The 23,547-nt window shown below is 66.6% G+C and carries 21 protein-coding genes and 1 tRNA gene; 20 read left to right on the plus strand and 2 right to left on the minus strand.

The window, feature by feature from the left end:
- Positions 1-10 precede the first annotated feature (10 nt).
- Complete coding sequence (trxA, locus tag VGM20_14085; GenBank protein ID HEY4101996.1) at positions 11-343, minus strand: thioredoxin; 333 nt, start codon at positions 341-343, stop codon at positions 11-13.
- A gap of 42 nt (positions 344-385) precedes the next feature.
- Here trxA and mce point away from each other — a divergent pair, with 42 nt between their 5' ends.
- Positions 386-775 carry a methylmalonyl-CoA epimerase gene (mce, locus tag VGM20_14090; protein ID HEY4101997.1) on the plus strand — a complete coding sequence of 130 codons (390 nt, stop codon included), beginning with the start codon at positions 386-388 and terminating at the stop codon, positions 773-775.
- Between the two features lie 36 nt (positions 776-811).
- Here the strand turns inward: mce and VGM20_14095 are convergent, their stop codons facing one another.
- Positions 812-1,264 (minus strand): hypothetical protein, encoded by a 453-nt coding sequence (locus tag VGM20_14095; GenBank protein HEY4101998.1) that lies wholly within the window; start codon positions 1,262-1,264, stop codon positions 812-814.
- A 53-nt stretch (positions 1,265-1,317) separates the two neighbouring features.
- Here VGM20_14095 and VGM20_14100 point away from each other — a divergent pair, with 53 nt between their 5' ends.
- The 19 genes from VGM20_14100 (at position 1,318) to smc (ending at position 23,502) form a co-directional block, all read left to right on the plus strand.
- Positions 1,318-2,043, plus strand: a complete 726-nt coding sequence (locus tag VGM20_14100; GenBank protein HEY4101999.1) for a pyridoxine 5'-phosphate synthase — start codon at positions 1,318-1,320, stop codon at positions 2,041-2,043.
- The gene (locus VGM20_14105; protein HEY4102000.1) at positions 2,040-3,905 is read left to right on the plus strand and encodes an Hpt domain-containing protein; all 1,866 of its coding nucleotides are present in this window, start codon (positions 2,040-2,042) and stop codon (positions 3,903-3,905) included. The genes VGM20_14100 and VGM20_14105 overlap by 4 nt, the downstream gene beginning before the upstream one ends.
- Positions 3,892-4,914, plus strand: a complete 1,023-nt coding sequence (locus VGM20_14110) for a lysylphosphatidylglycerol synthase transmembrane domain-containing protein (protein ID HEY4102001.1) — start codon at positions 3,892-3,894, stop codon at positions 4,912-4,914. The genes VGM20_14105 and VGM20_14110 overlap by 14 nt, the downstream gene beginning before the upstream one ends.
- Positions 4,911-5,768: a 4-(cytidine 5'-diphospho)-2-C-methyl-D-erythritol kinase gene (ispE, locus tag VGM20_14115; protein HEY4102002.1), complete on the plus strand. Its 858-nt coding sequence runs from the start codon at positions 4,911-4,913 to the stop codon at positions 5,766-5,768. The genes VGM20_14110 and ispE overlap by 4 nt, the downstream gene beginning before the upstream one ends.
- 62 nt (positions 5,769-5,830) lie before the next feature.
- A tRNA-Gln gene (locus tag VGM20_14120) sits at positions 5,831-5,901 on the plus strand.
- Positions 5,902-5,965: 64 nt separating this feature from the next.
- Entirely contained in the window at positions 5,966-6,919 is a 954-nt protein-coding gene (locus VGM20_14125) for a ribose-phosphate pyrophosphokinase (protein ID HEY4102003.1), read from the plus strand.
- An 18-nt stretch (positions 6,920-6,937) separates the two neighbouring features.
- Entirely contained in the window at positions 6,938-7,615 is a 678-nt protein-coding gene (locus VGM20_14130) for a 50S ribosomal protein L25 (protein HEY4102004.1), read from the plus strand.
- On the plus strand, positions 7,616-8,182 hold the full coding sequence (pth, locus tag VGM20_14135; protein ID HEY4102005.1) for an aminoacyl-tRNA hydrolase: 567 nt from the start codon (positions 7,616-7,618) through the stop codon (positions 8,180-8,182).
- Between the two features lie 36 nt (positions 8,183-8,218).
- On the plus strand, positions 8,219-10,285 hold the full coding sequence (locus VGM20_14140) for a sodium-translocating pyrophosphatase (protein ID HEY4102006.1): 2,067 nt from the start codon (positions 8,219-8,221) through the stop codon (positions 10,283-10,285).
- A gap of 16 nt (positions 10,286-10,301) precedes the next feature.
- Positions 10,302-11,399, plus strand: coding sequence for a redox-regulated ATPase YchF (ychF, locus tag VGM20_14145; protein HEY4102007.1), 1,098 nt, complete (start codon positions 10,302-10,304; stop codon positions 11,397-11,399).
- Positions 11,400-11,409: 10 nt separating this feature from the next.
- Positions 11,410-12,603, plus strand: coding sequence for a hypothetical protein (locus VGM20_14150; GenBank protein ID HEY4102008.1), 1,194 nt, complete (start codon positions 11,410-11,412; stop codon positions 12,601-12,603).
- Between the two features lie 139 nt (positions 12,604-12,742).
- Positions 12,743-13,081 carry a 30S ribosomal protein S6 gene (gene rpsF / locus VGM20_14155; protein HEY4102009.1) on the plus strand — a complete coding sequence of 113 codons (339 nt, stop codon included), beginning with the start codon at positions 12,743-12,745 and terminating at the stop codon, positions 13,079-13,081.
- The gene (gene rpsR, locus VGM20_14160) at positions 13,081-13,302 is read left to right on the plus strand and encodes a 30S ribosomal protein S18 (protein ID HEY4102010.1); all 222 of its coding nucleotides are present in this window, start codon (positions 13,081-13,083) and stop codon (positions 13,300-13,302) included. Before rpsF ends, rpsR begins: the two co-directional genes overlap by 1 nt.
- An 8-nt stretch (positions 13,303-13,310) precedes the next feature.
- Positions 13,311-14,279 (plus strand): DUF2232 domain-containing protein, encoded by a 969-nt coding sequence (locus VGM20_14165; GenBank protein ID HEY4102011.1) that lies wholly within the window; start codon positions 13,311-13,313, stop codon positions 14,277-14,279.
- Complete coding sequence (gene rplI, locus VGM20_14170; protein ID HEY4102012.1) at positions 14,276-14,725, plus strand: 50S ribosomal protein L9; 450 nt, start codon at positions 14,276-14,278, stop codon at positions 14,723-14,725. The genes VGM20_14165 and rplI overlap by 4 nt, the downstream gene beginning before the upstream one ends.
- Positions 14,726-14,943: 218 nt before the next feature.
- Positions 14,944-15,261, plus strand: a complete 318-nt coding sequence (gene rsfS, locus VGM20_14175; protein ID HEY4102013.1) for a ribosome silencing factor — start codon at positions 14,944-14,946, stop codon at positions 15,259-15,261.
- Positions 15,262-15,290: 29 nt separating this feature from the next.
- Positions 15,291-18,488: a DPP IV N-terminal domain-containing protein gene (locus VGM20_14180; protein HEY4102014.1), complete on the plus strand. Its 3,198-nt coding sequence runs from the start codon at positions 15,291-15,293 to the stop codon at positions 18,486-18,488.
- 4 nt (positions 18,489-18,492) lie between these two features.
- Positions 18,493-19,953, plus strand: coding sequence for an SPOR domain-containing protein (locus VGM20_14185; GenBank protein HEY4102015.1), 1,461 nt, complete (start codon positions 18,493-18,495; stop codon positions 19,951-19,953).
- An 81-nt stretch (positions 19,954-20,034) separates the two neighbouring features.
- Positions 20,035-23,502 carry a chromosome segregation protein SMC gene (gene smc / locus VGM20_14190; protein HEY4102016.1) on the plus strand — a complete coding sequence of 1,156 codons (3,468 nt, stop codon included), beginning with the start codon at positions 20,035-20,037 and terminating at the stop codon, positions 23,500-23,502.
- The last annotated feature ends 45 nt before the right edge of the window (positions 23,503-23,547 follow it).

Consider the following 23,547-nt stretch of genomic DNA (forward strand, 5'->3'; position numbering starts at 1 on the left):
CGGTACTGCGTCAGGCGGCGAGATGCTGGTTGATCTTGGCCTCGATCGACGGCCGCGGGTGGGCACCCACCAGCGTATCGACGTGGCGGCCATCCTTGAAGAACATCAAGGTCGGGATGGAGCGCACGTTGAACTTGGTGGCTGTTGGATTGTTGGCGTCGACATCCAGCTTCGTGATCTTGATCTTGCCGGCGTATTCCTTGGCAAGGGCGTCAAGGGTCGGCGCGATCATCCGGCATGGTCCGCACCACGTCGCCCAGAAGTCCACCAGCACCAGCCCCTTCGCATTGGTCACTTCGCCATCGAACGTCTGATCCGTCACCGCCACAGTGCTGTCGCTCATCCCGCCGCCGCTCCTTGCGATCTCGCGTTAAGTTCCGGTCCCATGCACCCTGTCATCGCCCATCTTGGCATCGCGGTCGCCGACCTCGATGCCTCGCTCGCATTCTACCGCGACGTCCTCGGTCTGCAGCCGCGCGGTACCGAAGAGGCTGACGGCGCCCGCATCGCCCATCTCGCGTTCGGCGACTCGGAAGTCGAACTGCTCCAGTCCGTCGTCGACGATTCTCCGATCGCCAGATTCATCGCCCGACGCGGCCCCGGTTTGCACCACGTCTGCTACCGCGTCGCTGATCTTGATGCGGCCCTCGCGGCCTGCCGCCTCTATGGCTACACCCTGATCGACGAGACCCCTCGCCTCGGCGCCGGAGGCCATCGTATCGCCTTTGTGCATCCCAAGGCCGGCCAGGGCACCCTTATCGAACTCACCGAATAGTGCACATGCAACACCGCAAACGCCGCCAGACCGCCGTTAGTTCCCGGGGCGCTGCGCGTGCTGACACGGCTGGTTGATCTTGCTCGCCTGCTCGAGATCGAAGTCGTGCACCAGCCAGCCGGTGCTGGAATGGACCGTGTTAATCGAGATCGTCGCCTTGCAGCCATTGTGCTCGAGCTCGGTCGTCACGGCGTGAACGCCGTCCTTCGTCGTGATATCGCCATGGGCCGTGGCATGGACGCCGCGCAGCATCGCCTGCATGATGACGAGTTTCTTCTCGTAGCCAGTGGGGCGGGTCTTGGCGACCGGCCCCTTGGTGTTGCCAAAGAGCTCGGACATCCGGGTAAGATTGCTGTCGGCAATCGCGTTCATCAGGCCGACCGCGGCGGCGGACGGTGACGAACCACCCTTGCCGGATTGCGCGGCGAGCGCCGCGGGGGATGCGAGGACGAGTGCCACGATCGATGAACGAACGGCGCGTTCCAGCATCGACAATCTCCAGTCCTGGCGTGAAGGGCGAAACGTAATACTTCGGAAGCTGAATGCGACCACTCCGGCTGTACATCAATGTGGACCACGTCGCGACGATCCGGCAGGCGCGTCAGACCGACGAACCTGCGCCGCTCGCCGCGGCGCGTGAGGCAGAACGCGCCGGTGCCGACGGGATCACCGTGCACCTCAGGGAGGACCGCCGGCACATCCAGGACGCCGATGTGCGAGCGATCGCTGCCGCGGTGGGAACCGTCTGCAATCTCGAGCTCGCTGCCCGCGACGACATCGTCGCGATCGCGTGCGACATCCGTCCCTATCAGGTCACGCTCGTACCCGAGCGGCGGGAAGAAGTCACCACCGAGGGAGGCCTCGACCTGTCCCAGCGTGATGGCAAGCTTCGTGGCGCCATCCGCCGCCTCGACGAAGCCGGATTGCATGTCTCGCTCTTCATCGATCCTGCCACCGAGACGATCGACGCCGCCAAGGACCTCGGGGTCCCGGCGATCGAACTCCACACCGGCCGATACTCCCACCGGTGGCGTGACGACCCGACCGCGCTCGACGAGCTGACCAGCGCGGCCGAGTACGCCGCGTCGCTCGGGCTTGCGGTGCACGCCGGTCACGGATTGACCTACGAGAGCACTGCCGCGGTCGCCAGGATCGCAGCCATCGAGGAGCTCAACATCGGCCACAGCATCATCAGCCGCAGCGTCTTTACCGGTATCGGCACCGCTGTTCGTGACATGAAGGCGATCCTGGCGGACGCCGGCCGGTGAGTACCACCTCCCGGCGGGCAGAGTTCTTCACGCTCGAGGCGAGCGAGTACCTCTCCGATCTCGAACCGCTCGCCAACGCGCACGACCGCCCCGATGCCGAGCGACTGGTTCGGGGTGCCCGTGCCCTGCGCGGTGCCGCGCTGATGGCCGGCCTCGGGACGTACGCCCGCACCGCCGCTGGACTGGAAGCGATCGCGCGGCAGGTTCGCGATCACGCGCTGGCGTGGGAACCGAATGCCCGTGAGGCGTGGATCGAGGGGCTGGCGACGCTGCGTGCGCTGATGACCCGCGCGGCAAGCTGGGAAGCGGCAGACGATCGGCAGGCGCTGGCGCTCGCCGAGCGTCTCGACCAGGTCCTCTCGGGCCGCCCGGCACGATCGACGGCACCGGCACCGGCAGCGCTCACACCCGGTGTTCGCGCGTTCATTGCGCGCGAGTCGGCACTCATCGCGGGGTCGCTGGAACAAGCCTCGCGCGCGCTCGCTCCCGTCCCTCCCACCGCGGCGCTCTCCGCCGTGCTGGAGCGGATGCAGTCGCTCCGCGGTCTTGGCGCGTCCGCGGAACTGTCGCCGCTGCCCGAATTGCTCGACGCGATGGAAGTGGTGACGCGCACATTGCTCAGTGACGTTCCACCGCCGCCGAATGTCGCCGCGGTCTTCGGCGATGCGGCGCACGCACTCGCCGCGATGGCGCGCGCAGTGGCTGATTCGGGGCGGATCGTGCCGCCGCCGGAGCTCGACGGGATCGCCAAGCGGCTCCTGGAGAGCTACGCCGCCGAACAAGACGTCGTCCCGATTGCGACACTGGCGCCGACCGGCGTCGACCCGATCCTGCATCGTGGCACACCGCCGCAGCCGTCGCCCGAATCGGTGCCGGTACCGGTCGAACTCGTCAGCGTCGGCGATCATCTGCTGCTCGTCGCCGACGCCCTCTCCCGCCCCGCAACGCCGGCGGCGCGCGACCTGCGCCTCTTCGTGCTGCACCGCACCCTCTCGGCGATGCCGTCGCGGAGCGCCACCGGACGTTTTCTCTCGCCCCTCGCCGACGCGATCACCACCGCCATCAGCCGCCGCATCGCGATCGAGCGGCCGGAGGCGTTCGTGGCGATGCTGCGGGGATCGGGCCGCTTCCTCGTGGAAGGGGCGAGTGTCACTGACCACGCGGCGCTCGCGAATCGGCGCGACGCAATCGCCACGTCGCTGGTGATGGTGTCGCTCGGCGCCCCCGCGGGCGGCATCGATACGACACCGCCAGGGAGATCAGTCGCATCGCCGAGCGCCGCCGAGACGCACGCCGAGGAGCAATTGGTTGCGCCGACCGACGCGCAGGTCGAACCCGTACCGCTCGAAGACGCTGCCGAGGTCGTGCCGATCGCGAGTCTCGTCGTGGACGAGCCGTTCGAGGTCGTGCCGATCGAATCACTTGCGGCGGACGAGGCGTTCGAAGTCGTGCCGATCGAATCGCTCGCACCGGACGAAACGTTCGACGTCGTGCCGATCGAGTCGCTCGCACCCGACGACACCGCCGTCGTGTCGATCGAGTCGCTCGCGCCGGATCCCGTCATATCGATTCCCGACACGGCACCGGGAGATCCGTCGCGGCTCGAACGCGCCTTCGCCGATCGTCGTGGGCGCGGTACCGCGTCATCGGCCGAGGCACCATCGTTGAGCGGACTGATCGGCGCGGAGATCGTTCCGATCGCGACGCTGATCTACCGCGGAGCGAGCGCCCTCGCTCGCGCGGCCGAGGTCCGGATCGAGATCCACGCGGTCCTGGCAGAGCCGAGTGTGTCGCTGGACACCCTCCGGCCGTACATCCACGAATTGCTTGATCTCGTGCCGCTGGCGCGTGACGCCGCCTGATCGCCGCGGCGCGGCTACGGTGCAGATCGTGGCCGGGATCGCCATCTCTGCCTTGCTGGTCTGGCTGGCATTTCGCCACACCGACTACTCAACGATCTGGACGCATGTCCAGACGCTGAGTGTTGCGCCGCTGCTCCTCGCCGTAACGCTTGCCACCATTCCCTTCCCGCTTCGCGTACCGCGGTGGCAGCTGCTCCTCCACTCGGAGGATCGACCAGCGACCACCTTTCGCCCGTTGTGGCAATCGATCGCGATCGGGTTCGCCGCCAACAACACGCTTCCTGCGCGCGCCGGCGAAGTCATTCGCATCGGCGCGGCAAGCCGCCTCACCGGGATTCCGTTCGGTACGGTACTCTCGAGCGTCGCGATCGAACGGGTCATCGACGCGCTCACCGTCCTCGCGCTGTTGGGCGCCGGACTGATGACCGCGAATCTTCCGGCGGGCGCCCGGATCGGAAACGGGCCGCCGATCAGCGTCGTCGCGACGCGGACCGGCGTCGTCTGCGCCGTGGTGCTTGCGCTGGCACTCCTCGCCGCGTGGCGACGCCCGACGGCACTCGCGTTGCTCGAACGAATGCTGCCGTCGGGACGGGTCGCGACCTGGCTGGTGGGATTTGCCGACAATATCCTTCGCGGCCTCGGCGCGATGCGAGATCCCCGGCGCGCGATTCCGGTCGTGGTCTGGTCGCTGGTGATCTGGAGCATCAACGCGCTCGGATTCTACCTCGCGTTCAAGGCATTCCATTTCAACGTGCCGATTTCGGCGGCGTTCATCGTCCAGGGTGCACTGATGATCGTCATCGCCATCCCGTCGACGCCGGGGTACATCGGCGTCTTCGAGACCGTGATCCCCGCAGCACTCCTGCTGTACGGCGTCGACAAGGATGCGGCGCTCGCCTGCGCCCTCGTCTATCACCTCACCACGTTCGTGCCGATCACCTTCCTCGGCGCGTTCGAGGCGATTCGCACCGGGACGCGACTGCGCGCACCGACGACGGCGTCGACATGACCGATTCGATCGTCCGCGACTGCCCGGCGAAGGTCAACCTCTTCCTGCGCGTCCTCGCCCGCGAGGAGGACGGCTATCACGGGATCGAGACGTGCTTCTGCCGGGTCGGACTCGCAGACACGCTGGCTGTTGAACGGACGGGGAGCGGGATTGCACTGACGGTCGAAGGCGCCGATGTCGGCCCGGGCGAAGAGAACCTTGCGTGGCGCGCGGCCGATGCCGTGCTGCAGGTCACCGGCCGGCGGTTTGGCGTGACGATGCACCTGACCAAGCGAATTCCGGTCGCCGCGGGACTTGGCGGCGGCTCCAGCGATGCCGCCGGCGCACTGCTGGCGGTCAACCAGCTCGCCAACAACGCCGTGCCGCGATCCGAATTGCTGCACGCGGCCTACCGGCTGGGCGCGGACGTTCCGTTCTTTCTGCTGGAGACCGGATGCGCGCTCGCCTGGGGTCACGGGCAGCGGATGCTGCGTCTGGAGTCGCTGCCGTCGTTGCCGATCCTGATCCTCGACACCGGCGTGTCGATCTCGACCGCCGATGCGTACCGGCGCGTTGATGAATCGCGCCGATCAGCCGGGCAACGTGGCAGTGTGGCGCTTGACCTCGAGGTGCTCCACCGCTGGAGCGATATCGCGCGGCTGGCAGGAAACGAATTCGAGAGCGTCGCCTTCGCCGACCATCCCCGGATCCGCGCCGGCTTCGAGGCGCTGGCGGCGACCCATCCGATCCTCTGCCGGATGACCGGTTCGGGGTCGGCGCTCTTTGCGGTCTACCGGACCGAGCGCGACCGCGATGACGCAGCCGAACGGCTTGGCGGGAAGCATGGCCGGCTGATTTCGACCGTATCCAGCTGACCGAACCGGGGGTGACCGGCCTCCCCCGGGCACCAATCGATGGTATAAGTTCCGGGCGCTGGTGCCCCTTCGTCTAAAGGCAAGACAGCGGCCTTTGGAGCCGCGAATCTTGGTTCGATTCCAAGAGGGGCAATCGCTCGACCCCCACCTCGTTTGACCGACACCCCGCCACGTAACTATCTTTGATGGCTATCTTTATGGCCGATCTACCGCTGATGCCGAAGCCGATGTTGCTCCTCTGCGGGTCGGCCAACCGGCCGCTCGCCGAGGAGATTGCGGAGCAGCTCGACACCAAGCTCTGCAACGTGGCGACCCGGCGGTTTGCCGATGGTGAAGTGTTTGTCAAAATCGATGAGAACGTGCGCGGGCGGGACGTCTACATCATCCAGCCGACCAACCCGCCGGCGGAGAATCTCCTCGAGCTGCTCCTCCTGATGGATGCGGCAAAGCGGGCGAGCGCGGCACGGATCACGGCCGTGATCCCCTACTTCGGCTACGCACGCCAGGACCGGAAGGACCAGGGCCGGGTGGCGATCTCGGCGAAGCTGATGGCCAACATGGTGTCCACGGCAGGCGCCGATCGGGTGCTGGCGATGGACTTCCATCAGCATCAGCTCCAGGGGTTCTTCGACCTGCCGGTCGACCACCTCTATGCCGCGCCGGTCTTCACGCAGTACTACCGGCAGATGGGGCTGACCGATGTGGCCGTCGTCGCCGCCGACGTCGGGTCTGCCAAGATGGCCCGCGGCTTTGCCAAGCGGTTGAACGGGTCGCTGGCGATCATCGACAAGCGGCGCACCACGGCGAACGTGGTCGACGCGGTCAACGTCGTCGGCGAAGTCGAAGGAAAGAACTGCATCATCCCCGACGACATGATCGATACCGGGGGAACGATGGCGGAAGCAGCCCACGCGCTCAAGAAGCTCGGCGCGCGGGATATCTACATCTGCGCCACGCATGCGCTCCTGTCGGGACCGGCCGTGGCGCGGCTGTCGCAGGCACCTGTGACCGAGGTGGCGGTCACCAACACGATCGCACTCCCCCCGGATCGGCATTTTCCGGCGCTCAAGGTCCTGTCGATTGCGGGGCTACTGGCGAAGGTGATTGGCTACACACATAGCGACCAGTCGGTATCGTCGCTGTTCGACTGACAAGGACGGAGCAGACCAATGCAGCATGTGAATCTCGCCGCGGAATCGCGGACCGATACCGGCAAGGGTGCCGCCCGCTCGCTACGACGCCAGGGGAAGGTTCCCGCCGTGCTCTATGGGCAGGCGCTCGAAGCGCGCCCCCTCACAGTTGAGCATCGTGCCCTCGGCAAGCTGCTCGAACTGATCGGCGGCGAAGCGGCCCTCCTCGACGTCTCGATCGATGGTGCCGCGCCGGTGCGGGCCCTGGTGCGCGAAGTGCAGCGCAATCCGGTGCGCCGCAGCGACGTGATCCACCTCGACCTCTACGCCGTGGTCGCAGACAAGCCAATCGTCGTCGAGGTCCCGGTGCATATCATCGGCACCGCGGAGGGCGTCCGGAATCAGGGCGGCGTGCTCGATCATCACCTGCACCGGATCTCGCTCAAGGTCCTCCCGGGCGACATCCCCGATCACATCGAAGTCGACGTGACCAACCTCACCGTCGGTCACGCGATCCATATCAGCGACATCTCGGTTCTGGTCGGCGAAATCATGAACGACGGCGACGTCTCGGTTGTCTCCGTGGTCGTGACCCGCGCCGAAGCCTCGGCCGAGACGCCGGAAGCGGCTGCCGGAGAGCCCGAAGTCATCAAGAAGGGGAAGGGCGAAGAGGGCGAAGAGGGCGCAGCGGCCGAGGCCAAACCCGCCGGCAAGTAAGTGGGCAAGGCGATCGTCGGTCTCGGCAACCCGGGACCGGAGTACGAACGTTCGCGGCACAACGCGGGCTTCCTCCTCGCCGATCGCCTGGCTCACCGGTGGGGGTTGCCGGCATTCCGACGGTCGGGCGATGCGATGGCCGCCGCGGGGACGCTCGGCAGCGTCCCCGTTCGCGTCTTGAAGCCGCAGACGTTCATGAACGCCAGCGGCCAGGTGTTGCGACCGCTGCGCGGGCCCGGGTTCGACCCGGCGGCCGATCTGCTGGTGCTGGTGGACGACGTGGCATTCGAGCCTGGCGTGTTCAAGCTGAAGGGTGCCGGTTCGCCCGGCGGGCACAACGGGCTCAAGAGCATCGAGGGCGCGCTGCATCGACAGGATTACGCTCGGCTGCGCATCGGTGTCGGTGCCAAGCCGCAGGAATACGACGACCTGGCCGACTGGGTCCTGGGACGGATGTCGGCGGATGAACGCGCGGCGTTTGACGCGGCGGCAGACCGGATGGCCGAGGCGGTGGAGTGCTGGGTGAGTGACGGAATCGAACGCGCCATGAATCGGTACAATCGCTGAGGCACGCTCTGCGCGTGATCTCCTGAGGAGCCAGTCGTGCATCTCGAGCTATACGTCCGTTACATCCCCTTTCTCGGCGCACTCGGCCTCTGCGGCGCCCTCGCGATGTACGTCTACCTCAAGCGACAGCCGGTCGGCAATCCGCGGATGCGCGAAATCTCCGGATTGATCGAGCAGGGCGCCATGGCGTTCCTGCGCCGTGAATACATCGTCCTTGCGCCGGTCGTCGTGATCGTCGCGCTGGTGCTGGCGTGGAAGATCGGGGTCGGGATCGCCGCGGCGTTCGTCTTCGGCGGCGTCTGCTCGGTCGCGGCCGGATTCATGGGAATGAAGTCCGCCACCAAGTCGAACGTGCGCACCACCGAGGCGGCCCGCTCCCACGGACAGGCCCGTGCGCTGGAGATCGCTTTCGACGGCGGATCGGTGATGGGGCTCGCCGTGGCATCGCTCGGCCTGCTCGGGCTCGGCATCGTGCTCGACCGCACGCTCGATCTGTCCGCCAGCGGAATCACGCCGCAGATGTTCAGCGATTTCGCCGAGACGATGAGCGGCTTCGCGATGGGTGCGTCGTCGATCGCACTCTTCGCGCGTGTCGGCGGCGGGATCTACACCAAGGCCGCCGACGTCGGCGCCGACCTCGTCGGCAAGGTCGAAGTCGGCATCCCCGAAGACGACCCGCGCAATCCCGCCGTCGTCGCCGACAACGTCGGTGACAACGTCGGCGACGTCGCCGGGATGGGCGCCGACATCTATGAGAGTTACGTCGACGCAGTCGTCGCAGCCGTGGCGATCGCCTCGACCAGCGCGGTGGTCGATAACGCATCGCGGGTCAACGCGGTGGCGCTGCCGCTGGCGCTCGCAGCCGCCGGCCTCGTCGCATCGACCATTGGTATCTTCTCGATGCGCCTCTTCAAGAGCGGCTCGCCCGCCGCGGCATTGCGCATCGTACAGATGCTGGGTGCCGCGCTCTTCGTGCTGATGTCCTGGTTCCTGGTGCGCGACCTTCCGATCGCTGTCATGGGGACTGATGCCGACGGTCCGTTCGTCGCCATTCTGGTCGGCACACTCGCCGGCGTCGCCATCGGCCTGATCACCGAGCACTACACGTCGGCGGGCCCGGTGCGCGAAATCGCCGACGCCTCGCTCACCGGCCCGGCAACCAATCTGATCAGCGGGCTCGCCGTCGGTCTCCGGTCGACGGCCGCACCGATTCTCGTCGTCTGCCTCGCGATCTGGATCGCCAATCATTTCGCGTCGCTCTACGGCATCGGCATCGCGGCGGTCGGCATGCTCGGCACCGTCGGCATCATCATGACCGTCGACGCGTACGGCCCGATCGCCGACAACGCCGGCGGTATTTCCGAGATGAGCCATCTTGGCCCCGAAGTGCGCAAGATCACCGACAAGCTCGACTCGCTCGGCAACACCACGGCCGCGATCGGCAAGGGATTCGCCATCGGGTCGGCGGTGCTGACCGCGCTGGCGCTCTTCTCGGCGTACGCGTCGTCGATTGAAGCGCACACCGGTCATCCGCTGTCGCTCGACCTCACCGACCACATGGTGGTAATCGGCCTCTTCATCGGCGGCGTCACACCGTTCCTGTTCGGCGCGATGACCATGACGGCGGTCGGGCGCGCGGCGCAGGGCGTCGTGATGGAAGTGCGCCGCCAGTTCCGCGAGATCGCCGGATTGATGGAGGGAACCGCGACCGCCGATTCGGCGCGCGTAGTCGACATCACGACACGTTCCGCGCTAAAGGAAATGGTCGCCCCCGGCGTGCTGGCGGTCGGGATGCCGGTTGTGGTCGGGTCGCTCCTCGGCGTGCAGGCACTCGGTGGCCTGCTCGCGGGAACGACGTTGAGCGGCGCCCTCCTCGCCTTGATGATGGCCAACGCCGGCGGCGCGTGGGACAATGCCAAGAAGTACATCGAAGCCGGCGCGCACGATGGCAAGGGATCGCCGGCACACAAGGCCGCCGTCGTCGGCGACACCGTGGGCGACCCGTTCAAGGACACCTCGGGACCGGGGATCAACATCCTGATCAAGGTGACCGCCGTCGTGGCGCTGGTCTTCGCGCCATGGTTCGCCTCGCTGGGGCGGTAGCACACCGCCCCCGCTGATGCTTTCCCTCGGAATCGTCGGGCTCCCCAACGTCGGCAAGTCGACGTTGTTCAACGCGCTGACTTCCGCCGGCGCGCTGGTGGCGAATTATCCGTTCGCGACGATCGAACCGAACACCGGCGTCGTCGAAGTTCCGGACGAACGCCTCGCACGGATCTCCGAATTCGTCCATCCGCAGCGGATCGTTCCCGCCACGGTGCAATTCGTCGATATCGCCGGCCTGGTGAAGGGAGCCTCGCAAGGCGAGGGGCTCGGCAACCAGTTCCTGGCCAACATCCGGGAAGTCGACGCCATCGTGCAGGTGGTCCGGTGTTTCGCCGACGACGATATCCAGCACGTGATGGGAAGCGTCGATCCGGTTCGCGATCGCGGCGTGATCAACACCGAACTCGCCCTCGCCGACCTCGCATCGCTCGAGAAGCGGCTCGACAAGGCGCACCGTGCCGCGCGCACCGGCGACCCGCAGGCGAAGATGGAAGCGGGACTGCTCGAACGCCTCGTCGCCGCAGTGGGAAACGGGCAGATGGCCCGCACCGTCGTGCCCACCGACGAAGAGCGCGCCACCTACCGCAACTTCGGGCTGCTCACGGCCAAGCCGGTGCTGTACGCGGCGAACGTGCATGAGGACGACCTCGCCACCGGCAATCCTTTCGTCGATCAGCTTCGCGCCGCGATCGCCGCCGACGGCGAGACCGGCGACGTCGTCATCTTCTCCGCGAAGGTGGAAGCCGAGCTGGCCGAGCTCCCGCTCGAGGATCGCGCCGCCTTTCTCGAATCGCTCGGCATCAGCGAGTCGGGACTCGATCGATTGGCACGCGCCGCGTACCGGTTGCTCGGCTTGCAGAGCTATTTCACCGCCGGCGAGAAGGAAGTTCGGGCGTGGACCGTGCGCCGCGGGGCGAAGGGACCGGAAGCGGCGGGCGTGATCCACAGCGATTTCGAGAAGGGATTCATCCGCGCCGAGACCGTGGCCTACGATGATTTTGTCCGGGTCGGCGGCTGGAAGGTGGCACGCGAACAGGGGCTGGCGCGTGCCGAGGGAAAGGAATACGTCGTGCAGGACGGCGACGTCATGCTCTTCCGATTCAATACCTGAGGTTGGGCCGATGCGGGAACGATTGATCGGGACATCACGGTGGCGCGGTGCTCACGCGATGGCGCCATGGGTGCTGATGCTGGCGGCGCTCGCCGGCTGCAGCCGGGAGAAGCCGGTCATCACCAGCCATACCCCCGTCGAACGCACCGTCACCGCCGCGCAACTTGATTCCTTGCCGCAGCTCGCCGCCACGGACGGACGGTTGATCTGCCAGTCCGATGGGGCGTCACCGTGTCCGATCAGCGCCGCGATCGCGAACTGGCTGCGCGACGGCACTTTCGCGACCTGGGAACTTCATCGCCAGGTGCAGATCTGGAGTCCCGGGAAGGTCGACCCCACGGCCCTGGGCGAAAGCGGCGCGGGCGAAAACAAGTACAACTATGTCGTGTCTGTCGCGGCGACTCCGAGCGGATACCAGATCATCGACGGCTCCCCGCCACATGTCCTGCTGTACGACCGCGCGGGAAAGTATCTGAGTTCGCGGCCGATTCCCCCGGTCGCTCTGACGCGGGCGATGGGTTTCTCCGGCACCGTGACGTTCATGCAGTCGGTGCGGGCGTCATCCGCCGACTCGATTTCGCCGGCCACCTTCGAGCTGCGCCAAATCGATTCCCCGGGTGACACCCTCGGCATCAGCGCGGTGAAGCTCCAGCTCCCCTGGTTGCGGATGAAGCGGATGCAGGCCGTGCAGGACAGCGTGGCCGGCCCGGTGCCACTCTTTGCGCTCCTGCCACCGTTCACCTTCACCCCCGACAGCGACGTGGTCTGGTCGACCGGCGAGCGATTCGCGATCAAGCGGCAGTCGTCGCAGGGGGCGTTGCGATGGAGCATCGCCAGCGATGTGGCCGGGCCGCCGGTGGGAGCCGATGAAATCAGCAAGCTTCGCAGTCAGTTCCTGGCGAAAGCACCGCCGCAGTTGCTGGCAAGTTTTGACTCGAACGCTGCCCATACCGGCAAGACGCATCCGGCGATCGTCGGGTTGCTCGCCGCGCCTGACGGCAGGGTCCTCGTCGTCGGCCCGTCGATGATCACTCGCGATTCCGTCACCTTCTATACCGTAGACAATGGCGGTATGGTCACGGCGAAGTTCGACCTGCCGAAGGGCGCGCGGGTCCTCCTCTTTGCAGGAGATTCGCTCGCGGTGCAGCGCGCCGGGGCGAACGCACAGCCGGAGCTGCGCTGGTTGCTTCTCCGCAAGCCGTAGCAGAGCTGGCCCGGGGCCGACCGCAGACCTGCATTGGCGCCGGCGCTCGCCCCCGCCTATCTTGGTGCCGGCTCGCCCATCGATCCTCCTCGGTCGCCGCACCAGCACCGGGGCTACTCCAGACCAAAGGAAGGTGCTCTTGGCTCGTCGTTACGAGGCGGTCTACATCTTCGATTCAGCGCTCGAAGAGGCCGCGGTCACCGAAAAACTCAATCGCTTCCACGCTCTCATCCCCCAGTCGGACGGCGCCGCCGTCACAATCAACCATTGGGGCAAGCGGACCCTGGCGTATCCGGTCTCAGGCCGGGAAACCGGGTACTACGTGATCACCAAGTTCGAGGCGGGGTCGCAGATGCTCCCCGAGTTCGAGCGCGCGCTCAAGCTCGACGAAGGGCTGCTGCGCCACCTGGTGGTGCTCGACGAAGGTGCCCAGATGGCGCCGACGCCCAGCGCCAAAGACGGTGAGGAGGAGGAATAATGCCCCGCCCACAGAAGAGTTGTGCGATCTGCGAATCCGGAGTCCGCGTTGTCGATTTCAAGGATGAACGGCTCCTGACCCGATTCCTCACCGAACGCGGCAAGATGTTGCCCAGCCGCCTGTCGGGAACGTGCGCGCGTCATCAGCGCCAGCTCAGCACGGCGATCAAGCGAGCCCGTCAGGTCGCGCTGCTCCCGTACATCAAGGGATTCGGCGGCTGAACGGATTCGTGCCGGCGTCCGCACTGCGCGGGCGCCGGTCCCAATACCTCCGCCTGCTGGCGGTCGCGGCGATCTTCTACGTCGCGTTCCCGTTTTCCGCCGCGTTCTTCCTCGGGCCGCTGGCAGTCCTGCTGGTTCTCTCCCGGCCGACGACGTTCCGCGAATGGATCTGGATCGCGGTGTGTGTCACCGCGGTGGTCATCTGGCTCCGGCTCCCCGAATCGCTCAGCCAGCAGACGATTCGCGCCGCCGCGGCATTCTACGTTGGCGCGCTCGCCGCGCTGACGCTGGGCGGAAAGCGCTCGCTGGTCTCGCGTGCCCTGATGGCGGTGACCATCGCGGTCGTCGCCATGATCGGCTGGTTCCTCGTCCTGCATCTCCGGTTTGTCGACCTGCAGAACGATCTCGTGGCGCAGACCTGGGGCGCGTGGCGGCAGATCGCGACCAATCTCCCCGCGACGCCGCCGACGGGGACCGGTGACTTTGTCCAGGACGCGCAGGCGACCGATCTGCCGACGCTGCTGGCGACATCGCTGACCACACTCAAGCTCCTCTTCCCCGCCCTCCTCGCGTTGCTGGCGCTGGGCGGAACCTGGCTCGCGTGGGACAATTACCAGCGGATCGCCCGCACGCCGCTGGCACCCGGCGCATCACCGCTGCGCGACTTCCGGTTCAACGACCATCTCGTCTGGACGCTGCTGATCGCGGCCGCCGCCATGCTGCTGCACCTGTCGCCGGCATTGACCATCGTCGGCTCCAACGTGCTGGTGGTGATCGTCGCGCTGTACTGCCTGCGGGGAATGGCGATCGTGGCGATGATGATGCGGAACGCTCCGCCCCTCTTCATCGCGCTCCTCGTGGTGATAATGTTCCTCACGCTCGCGTTTGTGCTGGTAGGGTTCGTCCTCGTCGGCATCGCCGACACGTGGCTTGATTTCCGGCGGCGCGCCGCACCGCCCTCAGGAGTTCGCCCATGATGGAATTGATTCTGCGTCAGGATGTCCCCTCCCTCGGCAAGGCCGGCCAGCTGGTGCGGGTCAAGCCCGGGTATGCCCGCAACTTCCTTCTCCCGCGCGGTCTTGCGTTCGAGGCGACCGACGGCAACCGGAAGCGGATCGAAGCGGAAACCAAGGCGCGCGACGCCCGCCTCGAAGGGGAGCGGGCCGGCGCGTCGGCGCTGGCGGCCCGGCTCGGAGAAGTCACGCTCCGCCTCTCCGCCAAGGCGGGGGAAGACGGCCGGCTCTTTGGCTCGATCACCTCGACCGAGATCGCCCGGGAGCTCGAGAGCCGCGGGATCACGATCGACCGGCGGCGGATCGAGCTCGATCACCCCATCAAGCAGACCGGCTTCCACTCGATCTCCGTCCGCCTGCATCACGATGTGCAGGGCGAGATCAAGCTCGACGTCGTTGCGGGCGAGTAAGCACCGAGTGTCCGGAATCCGGACAAAGTGTCCTGAAAACAGGACACCTGTCAGGAATCGGTTCAGCGAGCGATTCCCGCCTCATTTCACCCATCTCCGCCGGAGTGGCCGGGTATCTTTGACCTGCAACGGCCCCGTCGCGACGTCGGCCCGATCCAGTGGGATTGACCCGATTGGCTGATCGCCGCGGCCCCCGGCTCCCTCCGGCAGTTCGAGCCGTGGTCAACGCGATCGACGATCGCAAGGGTGTCCGGATCCAGGTCCTGGACCTGCGGGGGCTCTCCGACGCTGCCGATTTCTTCATCATCGCGTCCGGCACGTCTGATGCGCATGTTCGAGGGCTCGCCGATGGCGTGGTCGACGCAGTCAGCCGGACCGGTCGGAGCCCACACCACGTCGAAGGCGTCTCGGCAGGCCGGTGGGTCCTACTCGATTTCGTGGACTTCGTAGTCCACCTGTTTCACCCGGAGACGAGGGCGTTTTACCAGCTCGAGCGCTTGTGGCAGGACGCGCCGACGCTCCTCTCCGAACCGTGACCGTCCGATCCGGACGAAAGGTTTCGACGATGCGCCGCCTCGCGTGGTTGCTCCTCGCTGCTGCGACCGTGGTTCCGGCCGCGCTCCCCGCCCAGTATTTCGGTCAGAACAAGGTTCAGTATTCGCGGTTCAAGTTCAAGGTCCTCGAGACCGAGCACTTCGACCTGTATTACTACGACATCGAACACAACGCGGCGCTCGATGTGGCGCGGATGGCCGAGCGGTCGTACACCGAGCTCTCGACCGTGCTGCGTCATCAGTTCCGCGAGCGCAAGCCGATCATCCTCTATGCCTCGCTCTCCGACTTTCAGCAGACCAATACCTCTCCTGATGAAGTCTCCGAGGGGACCGGCGGATTCACCGACTTCCTGAAGCACCGGATCGTGATTCCGCTCACCGGATCCTACGCCGATGTGCAGCACGTGCTTCAGCACGAAATGACCCACCAGTTCCAGTACGATGTCTGGTCGGGCGGGCGCGCCGGCGCCGGCGTGCAAACGCTGATCGCGATCAATCCGCCGCTCTGGTTCGTCGAAGGAATGGCGGAGTACATGTCGCTGGGCGGGGTTGACCCGAATACGGCAATGTGGTTGCGCGATGCGGCCCAGGAAGGAAAGGTCCCGACGATCCATCAGCTGGAGACCGATCCGCGCATCTTCCCCTACCGCTTCGGACAGGCGATCCTGAGTTACATCGGCCAGCGCTGGGGCGACGAAGCGATCGGTGCGATTCTCTCCGCGTCGCGCTCCGGGTCGCTCGAGGGCGCCTTTCGGCGGGTCATCGGTCTCGACTTCAAGCAACTCGGCGACCAGTGGCGCGACGCGGTGGACAAGGAATATCTGCCGCAGCTGAACACGGCGGACCGCGCCGGCCAGATCTCGCAAGTTGTGCTGACGAAGGAACGAAGCGAAGGGACGCTGCATCTGGCGCCGGCGCTGTCGCCGGACGGAACCCGGGTGGCGTACTTCTCGGAGAAGAACTTCTACTTCATCGATCTCTGGCTCGCGAACGTTGCCGACGGGAAGGCCGACCGGCGGCTCTTCAAGTCGACCTGGAGCTCAAACTACGAAACGTTCCGGTTCATCAATTCCTCGTCAAGCTGGTCGCCCGACGGGAAGTTTCTCGCGTTCGCCGGGAAGAACGGCGCCCACGACGACATCATCATCATCGACGTCGCGTCCAACAAGACCGTTGCCACGATCCGGACCGGATTGAGCGGCGTCACCACTCCCGACTGGAGTCCCGACGGATCGCGGCTCGTCTTCACCGGATACGATGGCGGGCTCTCGGATCTCTTCGTCGTCGATCGGAACGGCGCCAATCTCAAACGGCTCACCAACGACAAATATGCCGACCTGAATCCAGCGTGGTCGCCGGATGGCAAATCGATCGCCTTCACCACCGATCGCGGCCCGGAGACCGACTTCACTACGCTGCACTTCGGGAATTACCGCCTGGCGCTGTATCACTTCGACTCGAACCAGATCGAAGTACTCAAGGGAATGGACGTCGGCAAGAATTCGGGACCGCAATGGTCGCCGACCGGCACTTCGATCGCGTACATCTCGGACCGCACCGGGGTGAGCAACATCTATCTGTACGACATGGCGTCCGGCGATTCGTACCAGATCACCAATTTCTTTACCGGCGCGCAGGGGATCACGCCGCTGTCGCCGGTGCTGTCGTGGGCCCGGCAGGCCGACAAGCTGGCGTACGTCTATTACGAGAAGGGCGATTACGACGTGTACGTGCTCTCCAATCCCGAGAGCCGCAAGAAGGAACCGTGGCGCCCGGTGACCGTGCTCGCCACCAATCGGCCACCGGTGACCAATCCCGCCGCGCCACCGGCTGATACCACGCACGTGGTGACCGCGGGCGGAACGTCCCTGTACCGGTCGCCAACGGGCTTCCGGCGCGCCGACTCCCTCGGGAAGCAGGCCGATACGGCGCGCGTTGCCACCGGCGAGGTATCGATTGCCCGGTTGATCGACTCCAGCAAGATCCCGATGCCCGACACGAACACCTTCTCGGAACGGCCGTACAAGACGGTCTTCACGCCGGACTATGTCTCGCGGCCGAGCATCGGCTACGCGCGCAACAATTTCGGCTCAGGCGTCTTCGGCGGCACGTCGGTCCAGATGTCCGACATGCTCGGCGACCACGAGCTGCTCTTCTCGGGATTCGTCAACGGGCGGATCGATGAGGCACAGGTGCTCGGTGCGTATGTCAACCAGACGCGACGAATGAACTGGGCAGTCGGTTTGTCGCAGGATCCGTATTTCTTCTACAACGGCTCCGCGATCGAGGAAGGGACGCCGAGCCAGTTCGAAGACACCTACGTCACCGAAGTGCGACGGATCGTGCTGCGATCGGCTTTCATCACGGGCTACTACCCGCTGTCGCGGTTCCAGCGGATTGAGACCGGGATGCACGTCACCAACGTCGAGGATGCGGTGCTCGACTATCTCGAACCGTTCGATCCGTCGAGCGGGCTGCTGACAGAGGACCCGTCGACGCAGAAGACGGTGCTGAGCGAAAACGCGTTCGTGCAGCCGTCGCTGGCGTGGGTCTACGACAACTCGATCGAAGGGTACACCGGCCCGTTTCTCGGACGGCGGTCGCGGTTCGAGCTGGCACCGGCGATCGGCGGCTGGACCTATCTCCAGGCGACGGCGGATTATCGCCGCTACGATCATCTGTTCGGCCCGTTCACGCTGGCAACGCGCGCCCTGTACTACGGCCGCAGTGGCCGTGATGCCGACAGGTTCGCCATGTATCTCGGCTATCCCGACCTGATTCGCGGCTGGACGTCGGGGTCGTTCGATCGTCACGAATGCGCGGCGCTGATCGCACCGGACCCGAATACGCAGACGGGGTGCGCGCCACTCGATCAGCTGGTCGGTACGTCGATCGGCGTAGCCAACGCCGAGTTGCGCTTCCCGATTCTGTCGCAGCAATACATGCACTGGTTGCCGCAGCTCTTCCCGCCGATCGAGGGGGCGCTCTTCTACGATGCCGGCGTGGCCTGGGCGGGAAATACCACCTTCAGCTGGAATCGTGCGGCGGACGCGAACCCGGCACTGGTGCGGACGCCGCTCCAGTCGATCGGGCTGTCGATCAAGATCAACGCGCTGGGCTTTGTCGTCCTCCGCTTTGATTATGCCAAACCGCTCAACCGACCTGGCGTGAGCCCCTACTGGACGATTTCGTTCGGACCAGCATATTGACCTGATGGCGTTACGTCTCACGGTCCCGATCGTCGGATTGGCCGCCGCGCTCGCTGGGTGCGGCGGCCACTCTGTTCCGCCCGCGTCACATCATCTCCCCGCCTCGGTCGCGGCACCGCCCAACGACGCGGCGCTGCTGCGCGTTTCCCGCACCGGCGGGACCGCCCAGCTGGTGCAGGCGAAGACGCTGGTCCCGCGCGAATGGATCATCGAAAGCGGGTTGCCGTCGATCGCGCACCTGGTGGCGACCAGCATTGAAGACCACATCGTCTATGCCACGGACAACAGCGGCAAGCTCGTCGCCATCGATCTGCTGGCGCGGAGGTGGCGCGTCGTCCCCACGGCGGCGCGCGGATTCGTCGGGGCGCCGGACGGAACGATCGTCGGTCTGGATTCGGCACAGCACCCGATCCGCTTTTCCGCGCGGACGATGACGGTCGATCGCGGCGCCGTCCCTCGCGGCGCCGTGATTGCGCGAGGCCCCGGCGATGAGGTGCTGGCGATCGGCGGCGGCACGCTGTCCGTGTTCGACACGAAGGGCGAGGTCCGTCACATCGCGGTTCCCGACGGTCGCGTGACCACGACCTGGCTCGGTGACCTGGTCGCCATTGCCACCGATTCGGGAGTCGCCGTCGCCGATCCGTCGGGGAAGCAGGCGGTGCGATTCCTGCGCGTCCGCGGCGGGGCGATCGCGGCGACCTATTCCCCCTCCGGACACCGGCTGTACGTGGCCCGCAAGAAGGGCGGGCTGGTGATGTTCGACCGCTTCAGCCACGTCCAGATCGGCGAACTTGCCGAGCCGGGGATGATCAGGGCGCTCCGGGTCGATCGCAGCGGGCGCTGGCTGATCGCCGACGCGGTTGGCGGCAACAAGATCTGGGTCGTCGACCTTGGCACCTGGAAGGTCGCCACGACGATCGACGCGCCGTGGGCGGATGATCTCCCGCAGGTCGTCGACGGGCGCACACTGTTGTTCCGCGACAAGGCCGACCTCGTCGCGATTGACCTCCTCGGGACCCCGCAGGGCCAGCGCGCCGTCCTGGTGGGCGGCGCCCCGGAGCTCTACCTGATGTTGCCGTGGGTGCCGAAGACGACGCCGGTCGCCGTGGCTTCGGCACCGCCGCCACCGCCGCCGTCCGATTCGGCGTCCTCACCCCCGCCGCCGCCGCCGACGACGACAACGGTGACACCGGCGGCCCACCCAGCCGCCGCCGGCGCGAAGCCGGCAACTGCGGCCAATGTCTATCTCCAGGTGTCGTCCTCGCAGAACAAGGACTGGGCCGACGCGTTTGCCAAACAGCTCAAGGACGCCGGATTCCCGGCCAAGGTCCTCGAGCCGCAAAGCGCCGATGAGGGGTATCGCGTCGTGGTCGGACCGTACACGTCGCGGGAGTCGGCTGACTCGGTCGGGAAGCGCCTCGGCCGGTCGTATTTCATCCTCACGCCGGGGTCCGGCGACGGCTGACCGGCCCTGCTATCTTTGCGCCTTGCAACGGCCGGGACACCCTCCGGCTGACTCGCTCCACCACTCAATACCACGCAGGCGATGAAGCTTACCAGGCTGGAACTCTCGGGGTTCAAGTCCTTTGCAGATACGGTCACGCTCTCCTTCGAGGACGGCGTCACCGCGATTGTCGGCCCCAACGGATGCGGCAAGTCGAACGTGTCGGACGCGGTGCGCTGGGTCCTGGGCGAGCAATCCGCGCGACTGCTTCGCGGCGGGAAGATGGAGGACGTCATCTTCCAGGGCGCGGCGACTCGCAGGCCGGTCAACGTCACGGAAGTGTCGCTCTACCTTGATAACAGCGACGGCCAGCTGCCGACGCCATATACCGAAGTCGTCGTCACGCGACGCCTCTCGCGCTCGGGACAGAGCGACTACCTGCTCAACAACGCTCCCGCGCGCCTTCGCGACATCCAGGATCTCCTTCGCGGCACCGGGCTCGGCGGCGATGCCGGGGTCGTGATCGAAGCGAAGATGATCGACCTCCTTCTCTCGGATCGAGCCGACGAACGTCGGTCGCTGTTCGAAGAGGCGGCCGGCGTCGGACTCTACCGGGATCGCCGGCACACGACGTCCCGACGCCTGGAAGAGACCGCCGGCGATCTGCAGCGCCTTGAAGACCTGATCGCCGAGGTGCAATCGCAGCTTCGCTCGCTGGCACGACAGAAGGGGAAGACGGAGCGGCACACCTCGCTCACCGAGGAGAAGTTCGCCGTCACCGTGACGCTGGCGCGCAAGCGGCTGGAGCAGCTCGCCGAAGATGCCAGCGCCTTCGAGCGGCGGCACGGCGAACTGACGGCGGCGCTGCCGACACAGCGCGAAGCGCTCGCAGCCCATACCAGTACCCGCGAGGAATCGGTCGTCCGGCGCAACGCCGCCGAACGCCACCGGACTGCAGTCGCCGACGAACTTGGCCAGGTGCGGGTCGCGCTGGGAAAGCTTGACGGCGATCTGGCGGTTGCAGCCGAACGGCTCGGCAATGCGGCGGAACGCCGGCGCCGTGCCGCCGACGAACGAGGCGACGCCGAAGTACGGATCCAGCAGGCGTCTCGTGAGCTGCAGAGCGCCGAGGGAGAGCAGGCATCGGCGCAGGTCGAGCATGCCAGAGTCCAGGAAGAGCTCGCTGGTCGTGCCGCGGTCGAAGAAGGGGTGCGTACCCGCCTCGGCGCTCAGCGCGACGACGTCCGCCGGATCGAACACGAACTCCAGACCGCGGCGGAACGCCTTCGCTCGCTCGAAGGCGAACGGACGGCGCTCGACGGCGAAATGGCGTCGATGCGCGAACGGATCGGCGAGGAAGAGGCGCATCGAGGTCATCTCGCCCAGGAGCGGCAGAGCGCCGGCGACCGACTGACCGACACGTCGGCGATTGCCGAGCGGCAGGGAGAAGATGCACGGCACCGCGTCGCCGAGGCAGAACAGGCTCGACTTCGCCTTCGCGAAACCCGCGACCGCGAAGCGCGCGAAGTCGCCGAGCGGCGCGCGCTTGAGGAAGAAGTTGCAGTCCTCTCCGCCCGCCGGGCTGCCATCGAAGCGCTGGAACGCGACCGCGTGGGACTTGCCCCCGCCGCCGCCGCGCTCCTGGCGGTTCGCGACCGCTTTGGCGGCCGCGTCATCGGCCCTCTCGCCGATTACATCACCACCAGCGGCGAAGCGGCTGAAGTCGCCGAGCAGCTTCTCGGCGATTTCGCCCACGCCGTGCTGGTCCGTGATGCAGAGACGGTCGAGGAGATCCGTCGCTGGCACGCGTCGGAGCATCCCGGTGCGCTGGTGTTGCTGCCGGTGTCACCCGGTCCCGCTGCGACCGGCGGCCAGATCGATCCCCGGCTTCGCGTCGACCCCGTCGCCGCCGACTGGATTGCCGCGCTGGTGGGCGGGTCCGAAGTCATTGAGCAGAGCGGCCACGCGCTGCGTCGCGCCAATGGCGCGATCTATCTCACCGGCCCGTCGGCCGCGACCGGACCGATCCGGCGCCGCGCCGAGCTCAAGGGGCTCGGTGAGCAGATCGACAAGGCGACCGCCGCGCTCGCCGCCGTGGGAGCGCGCGCCACCAGCACCGCCGCCGAACTCGCGACGCTTGATGCGTCGTTCGCCACCGCCGAGGAATCCGCGGACAAGGTTCGCGAAGCCGAGCGCAACGCCGTCGCCGCGCGTGAAGATGCCGCGCGCCGCGTCGCGAATGTCGACCGGGAACTCGCCGAGGCAACAACACAGCTCGAGCGCCTCAATGATCGCCTCCGCCGCGCCGAAGCGCGACGCGCCGAAGTCGAAGCGGCGATCCTCGCCGACGGAGCCCGGCGTGAAGCGCTCGACGAATCGCTCCGCACCGCGCGCAGCGGCCTCGCGGTGCTCGAGGCCGAGCAGGAACAGGCACGGGACGATCGCTCCGCGTGGCAGGTCCAGGAAGCGCATCTTGGTGCGCGACTGCGGTCGGCCCACGACGCGATCGCGCGCGCGCGGCAGATCATCGCCAGTGCCGAAGAAAGTGGTCGCGCGCGCGCCGAGGAAATCGCCGCACTCGACCTCGATCGTACCCGCCTCGAGAGCGAACGAGCGCGATGGGTCGCCGAGAGCGAAGCAGCTCGTGAGCGGGCAGCTGCGCTGGAGACCGCCGTGGCCGAGGCAGAAGAAGCACTCGCCGGCGCGGATGCCGACCTCACCGAGGCGGAAATGGTGCTGCACGAGGCGCGCGCGACCACCGAAGCGATGAGCGAGGAGCATCACCGGCTGCAACTCGACGTTGCGGAAACCACCGCGCAACGCGGCCGAATCGTCGAGCGTGTCGAGGCCGAATGGAAGCGCTCGTTCGACGCGCTGGTCGAGGCTGCACCGATCCTTGATCTCGACCTCGACTCCCTGGAGCTCGAGGCGGAACGGATCGTCAACGCGCTGGAGGCGATCGGTCCGGTCAACGCCCTTGCCCTCGAAGAGCACGCGGAGGAGAGCAAGCGTCTCGCCTTCCTGCAGGCGCAGCGCGACGATCTGGTCGCGGCGCGGCAATCGCTGCTGCAGGCGATCAAGGAAATCGATGGTACCGCGCGAGCTCTGTTCGTCGAGACATTCGCCGCCGTGAGCACCAACTTCGTCCACGTGTTCCAGACGCTGTTCGGCGGCGGCGAATGCGAACTGCGACTCAGCGACCCCAATGATCCGCTTGAGGCGGAGATCGAGATTCACGCCGCGCCGCGCGGCAAGCGCACCCAGCGGATTCATCTTCTGTCATCGGGCGAGCGGACCCTGGTCGCCGTGTCGCTGCTCTTCTCGATCTATCTGACCAAGCCGAGTCCGTTCTGCCTGATGGACGAAGTCGACGCGCCGCTCGACGACGCCAACGTCGGCCGCTTCCTGCGGCTCCTAGACGAATTCAAGGCCCAGACCCAGTTCCTGGTCATTACACACAATCCGCGGACGATGCAGGCCGCTGACAGCGTGTATGGCGTCACCATGCAGGAGCCGGGCGTTTCGACCATCGTGGGAGTACGGATCGCGGACCATACCGCCGCGGTGTAACACGCCGCCGCCGCGCTTTCTTCTCCCGCCGTCCCGCGGTATTCT

Source organism: Gemmatimonadales bacterium, from assembly GCA_036500345.1.
GTDB lineage: Bacteria > Gemmatimonadota > Gemmatimonadetes > Gemmatimonadales > GWC2-71-9 > Palsa-1233.

Excerpts from the sequence above, each read along its gene's own strand:
- rpsR (HEY4102010.1), top strand. The coding sequence starts at position 13,081 with ATGCCCCGCCCACAGAAGAGTTGTGCGATCTGCGAATCCGGAGTCCGC.
- VGM20_14185 (HEY4102015.1), top strand. The coding sequence starts at position 18,493 with ATGGCGTTACGTCTCACGGTCCCGATCGTCGGATTGGCCGCCGCGCTC.
- VGM20_14100 (HEY4101999.1), top strand. The coding sequence starts at position 1,318 with ATGCGACCACTCCGGCTGTACATCAATGTGGACCACGTCGCGACGATC.
- trxA (HEY4101996.1), bottom strand. The coding sequence starts at position 343 with ATGAGCGACAGCACTGTGGCGGTGACGGATCAGACGTTCGATGGCGAA.
- VGM20_14150 (HEY4102008.1), top strand. The coding sequence starts at position 11,410 with ATGCGGGAACGATTGATCGGGACATCACGGTGGCGCGGTGCTCACGCG.
- ychF (HEY4102007.1), top strand. The coding sequence starts at position 10,302 with ATGCTTTCCCTCGGAATCGTCGGGCTCCCCAACGTCGGCAAGTCGACG.
- smc (HEY4102016.1), top strand. The coding sequence starts at position 20,035 with ATGAAGCTTACCAGGCTGGAACTCTCGGGGTTCAAGTCCTTTGCAGAT.
- mce (HEY4101997.1), top strand. The coding sequence starts at position 386 with ATGCACCCTGTCATCGCCCATCTTGGCATCGCGGTCGCCGACCTCGAT.
- ispE (HEY4102002.1), top strand. The coding sequence starts at position 4,911 with ATGACCGATTCGATCGTCCGCGACTGCCCGGCGAAGGTCAACCTCTTC.
- rplI (HEY4102012.1), top strand. The coding sequence starts at position 14,276 with ATGATGGAATTGATTCTGCGTCAGGATGTCCCCTCCCTCGGCAAGGCC.
- VGM20_14180 (HEY4102014.1), top strand. The coding sequence starts at position 15,291 with ATGCGCCGCCTCGCGTGGTTGCTCCTCGCTGCTGCGACCGTGGTTCCG.
- VGM20_14095 (HEY4101998.1), bottom strand. The coding sequence starts at position 1,264 with ATGCTGGAACGCGCCGTTCGTTCATCGATCGTGGCACTCGTCCTCGCA.
- VGM20_14125 (HEY4102003.1), top strand. The coding sequence starts at position 5,966 with ATGGCCGATCTACCGCTGATGCCGAAGCCGATGTTGCTCCTCTGCGGG.
- VGM20_14130 (HEY4102004.1), top strand. The coding sequence starts at position 6,938 with ATGCAGCATGTGAATCTCGCCGCGGAATCGCGGACCGATACCGGCAAG.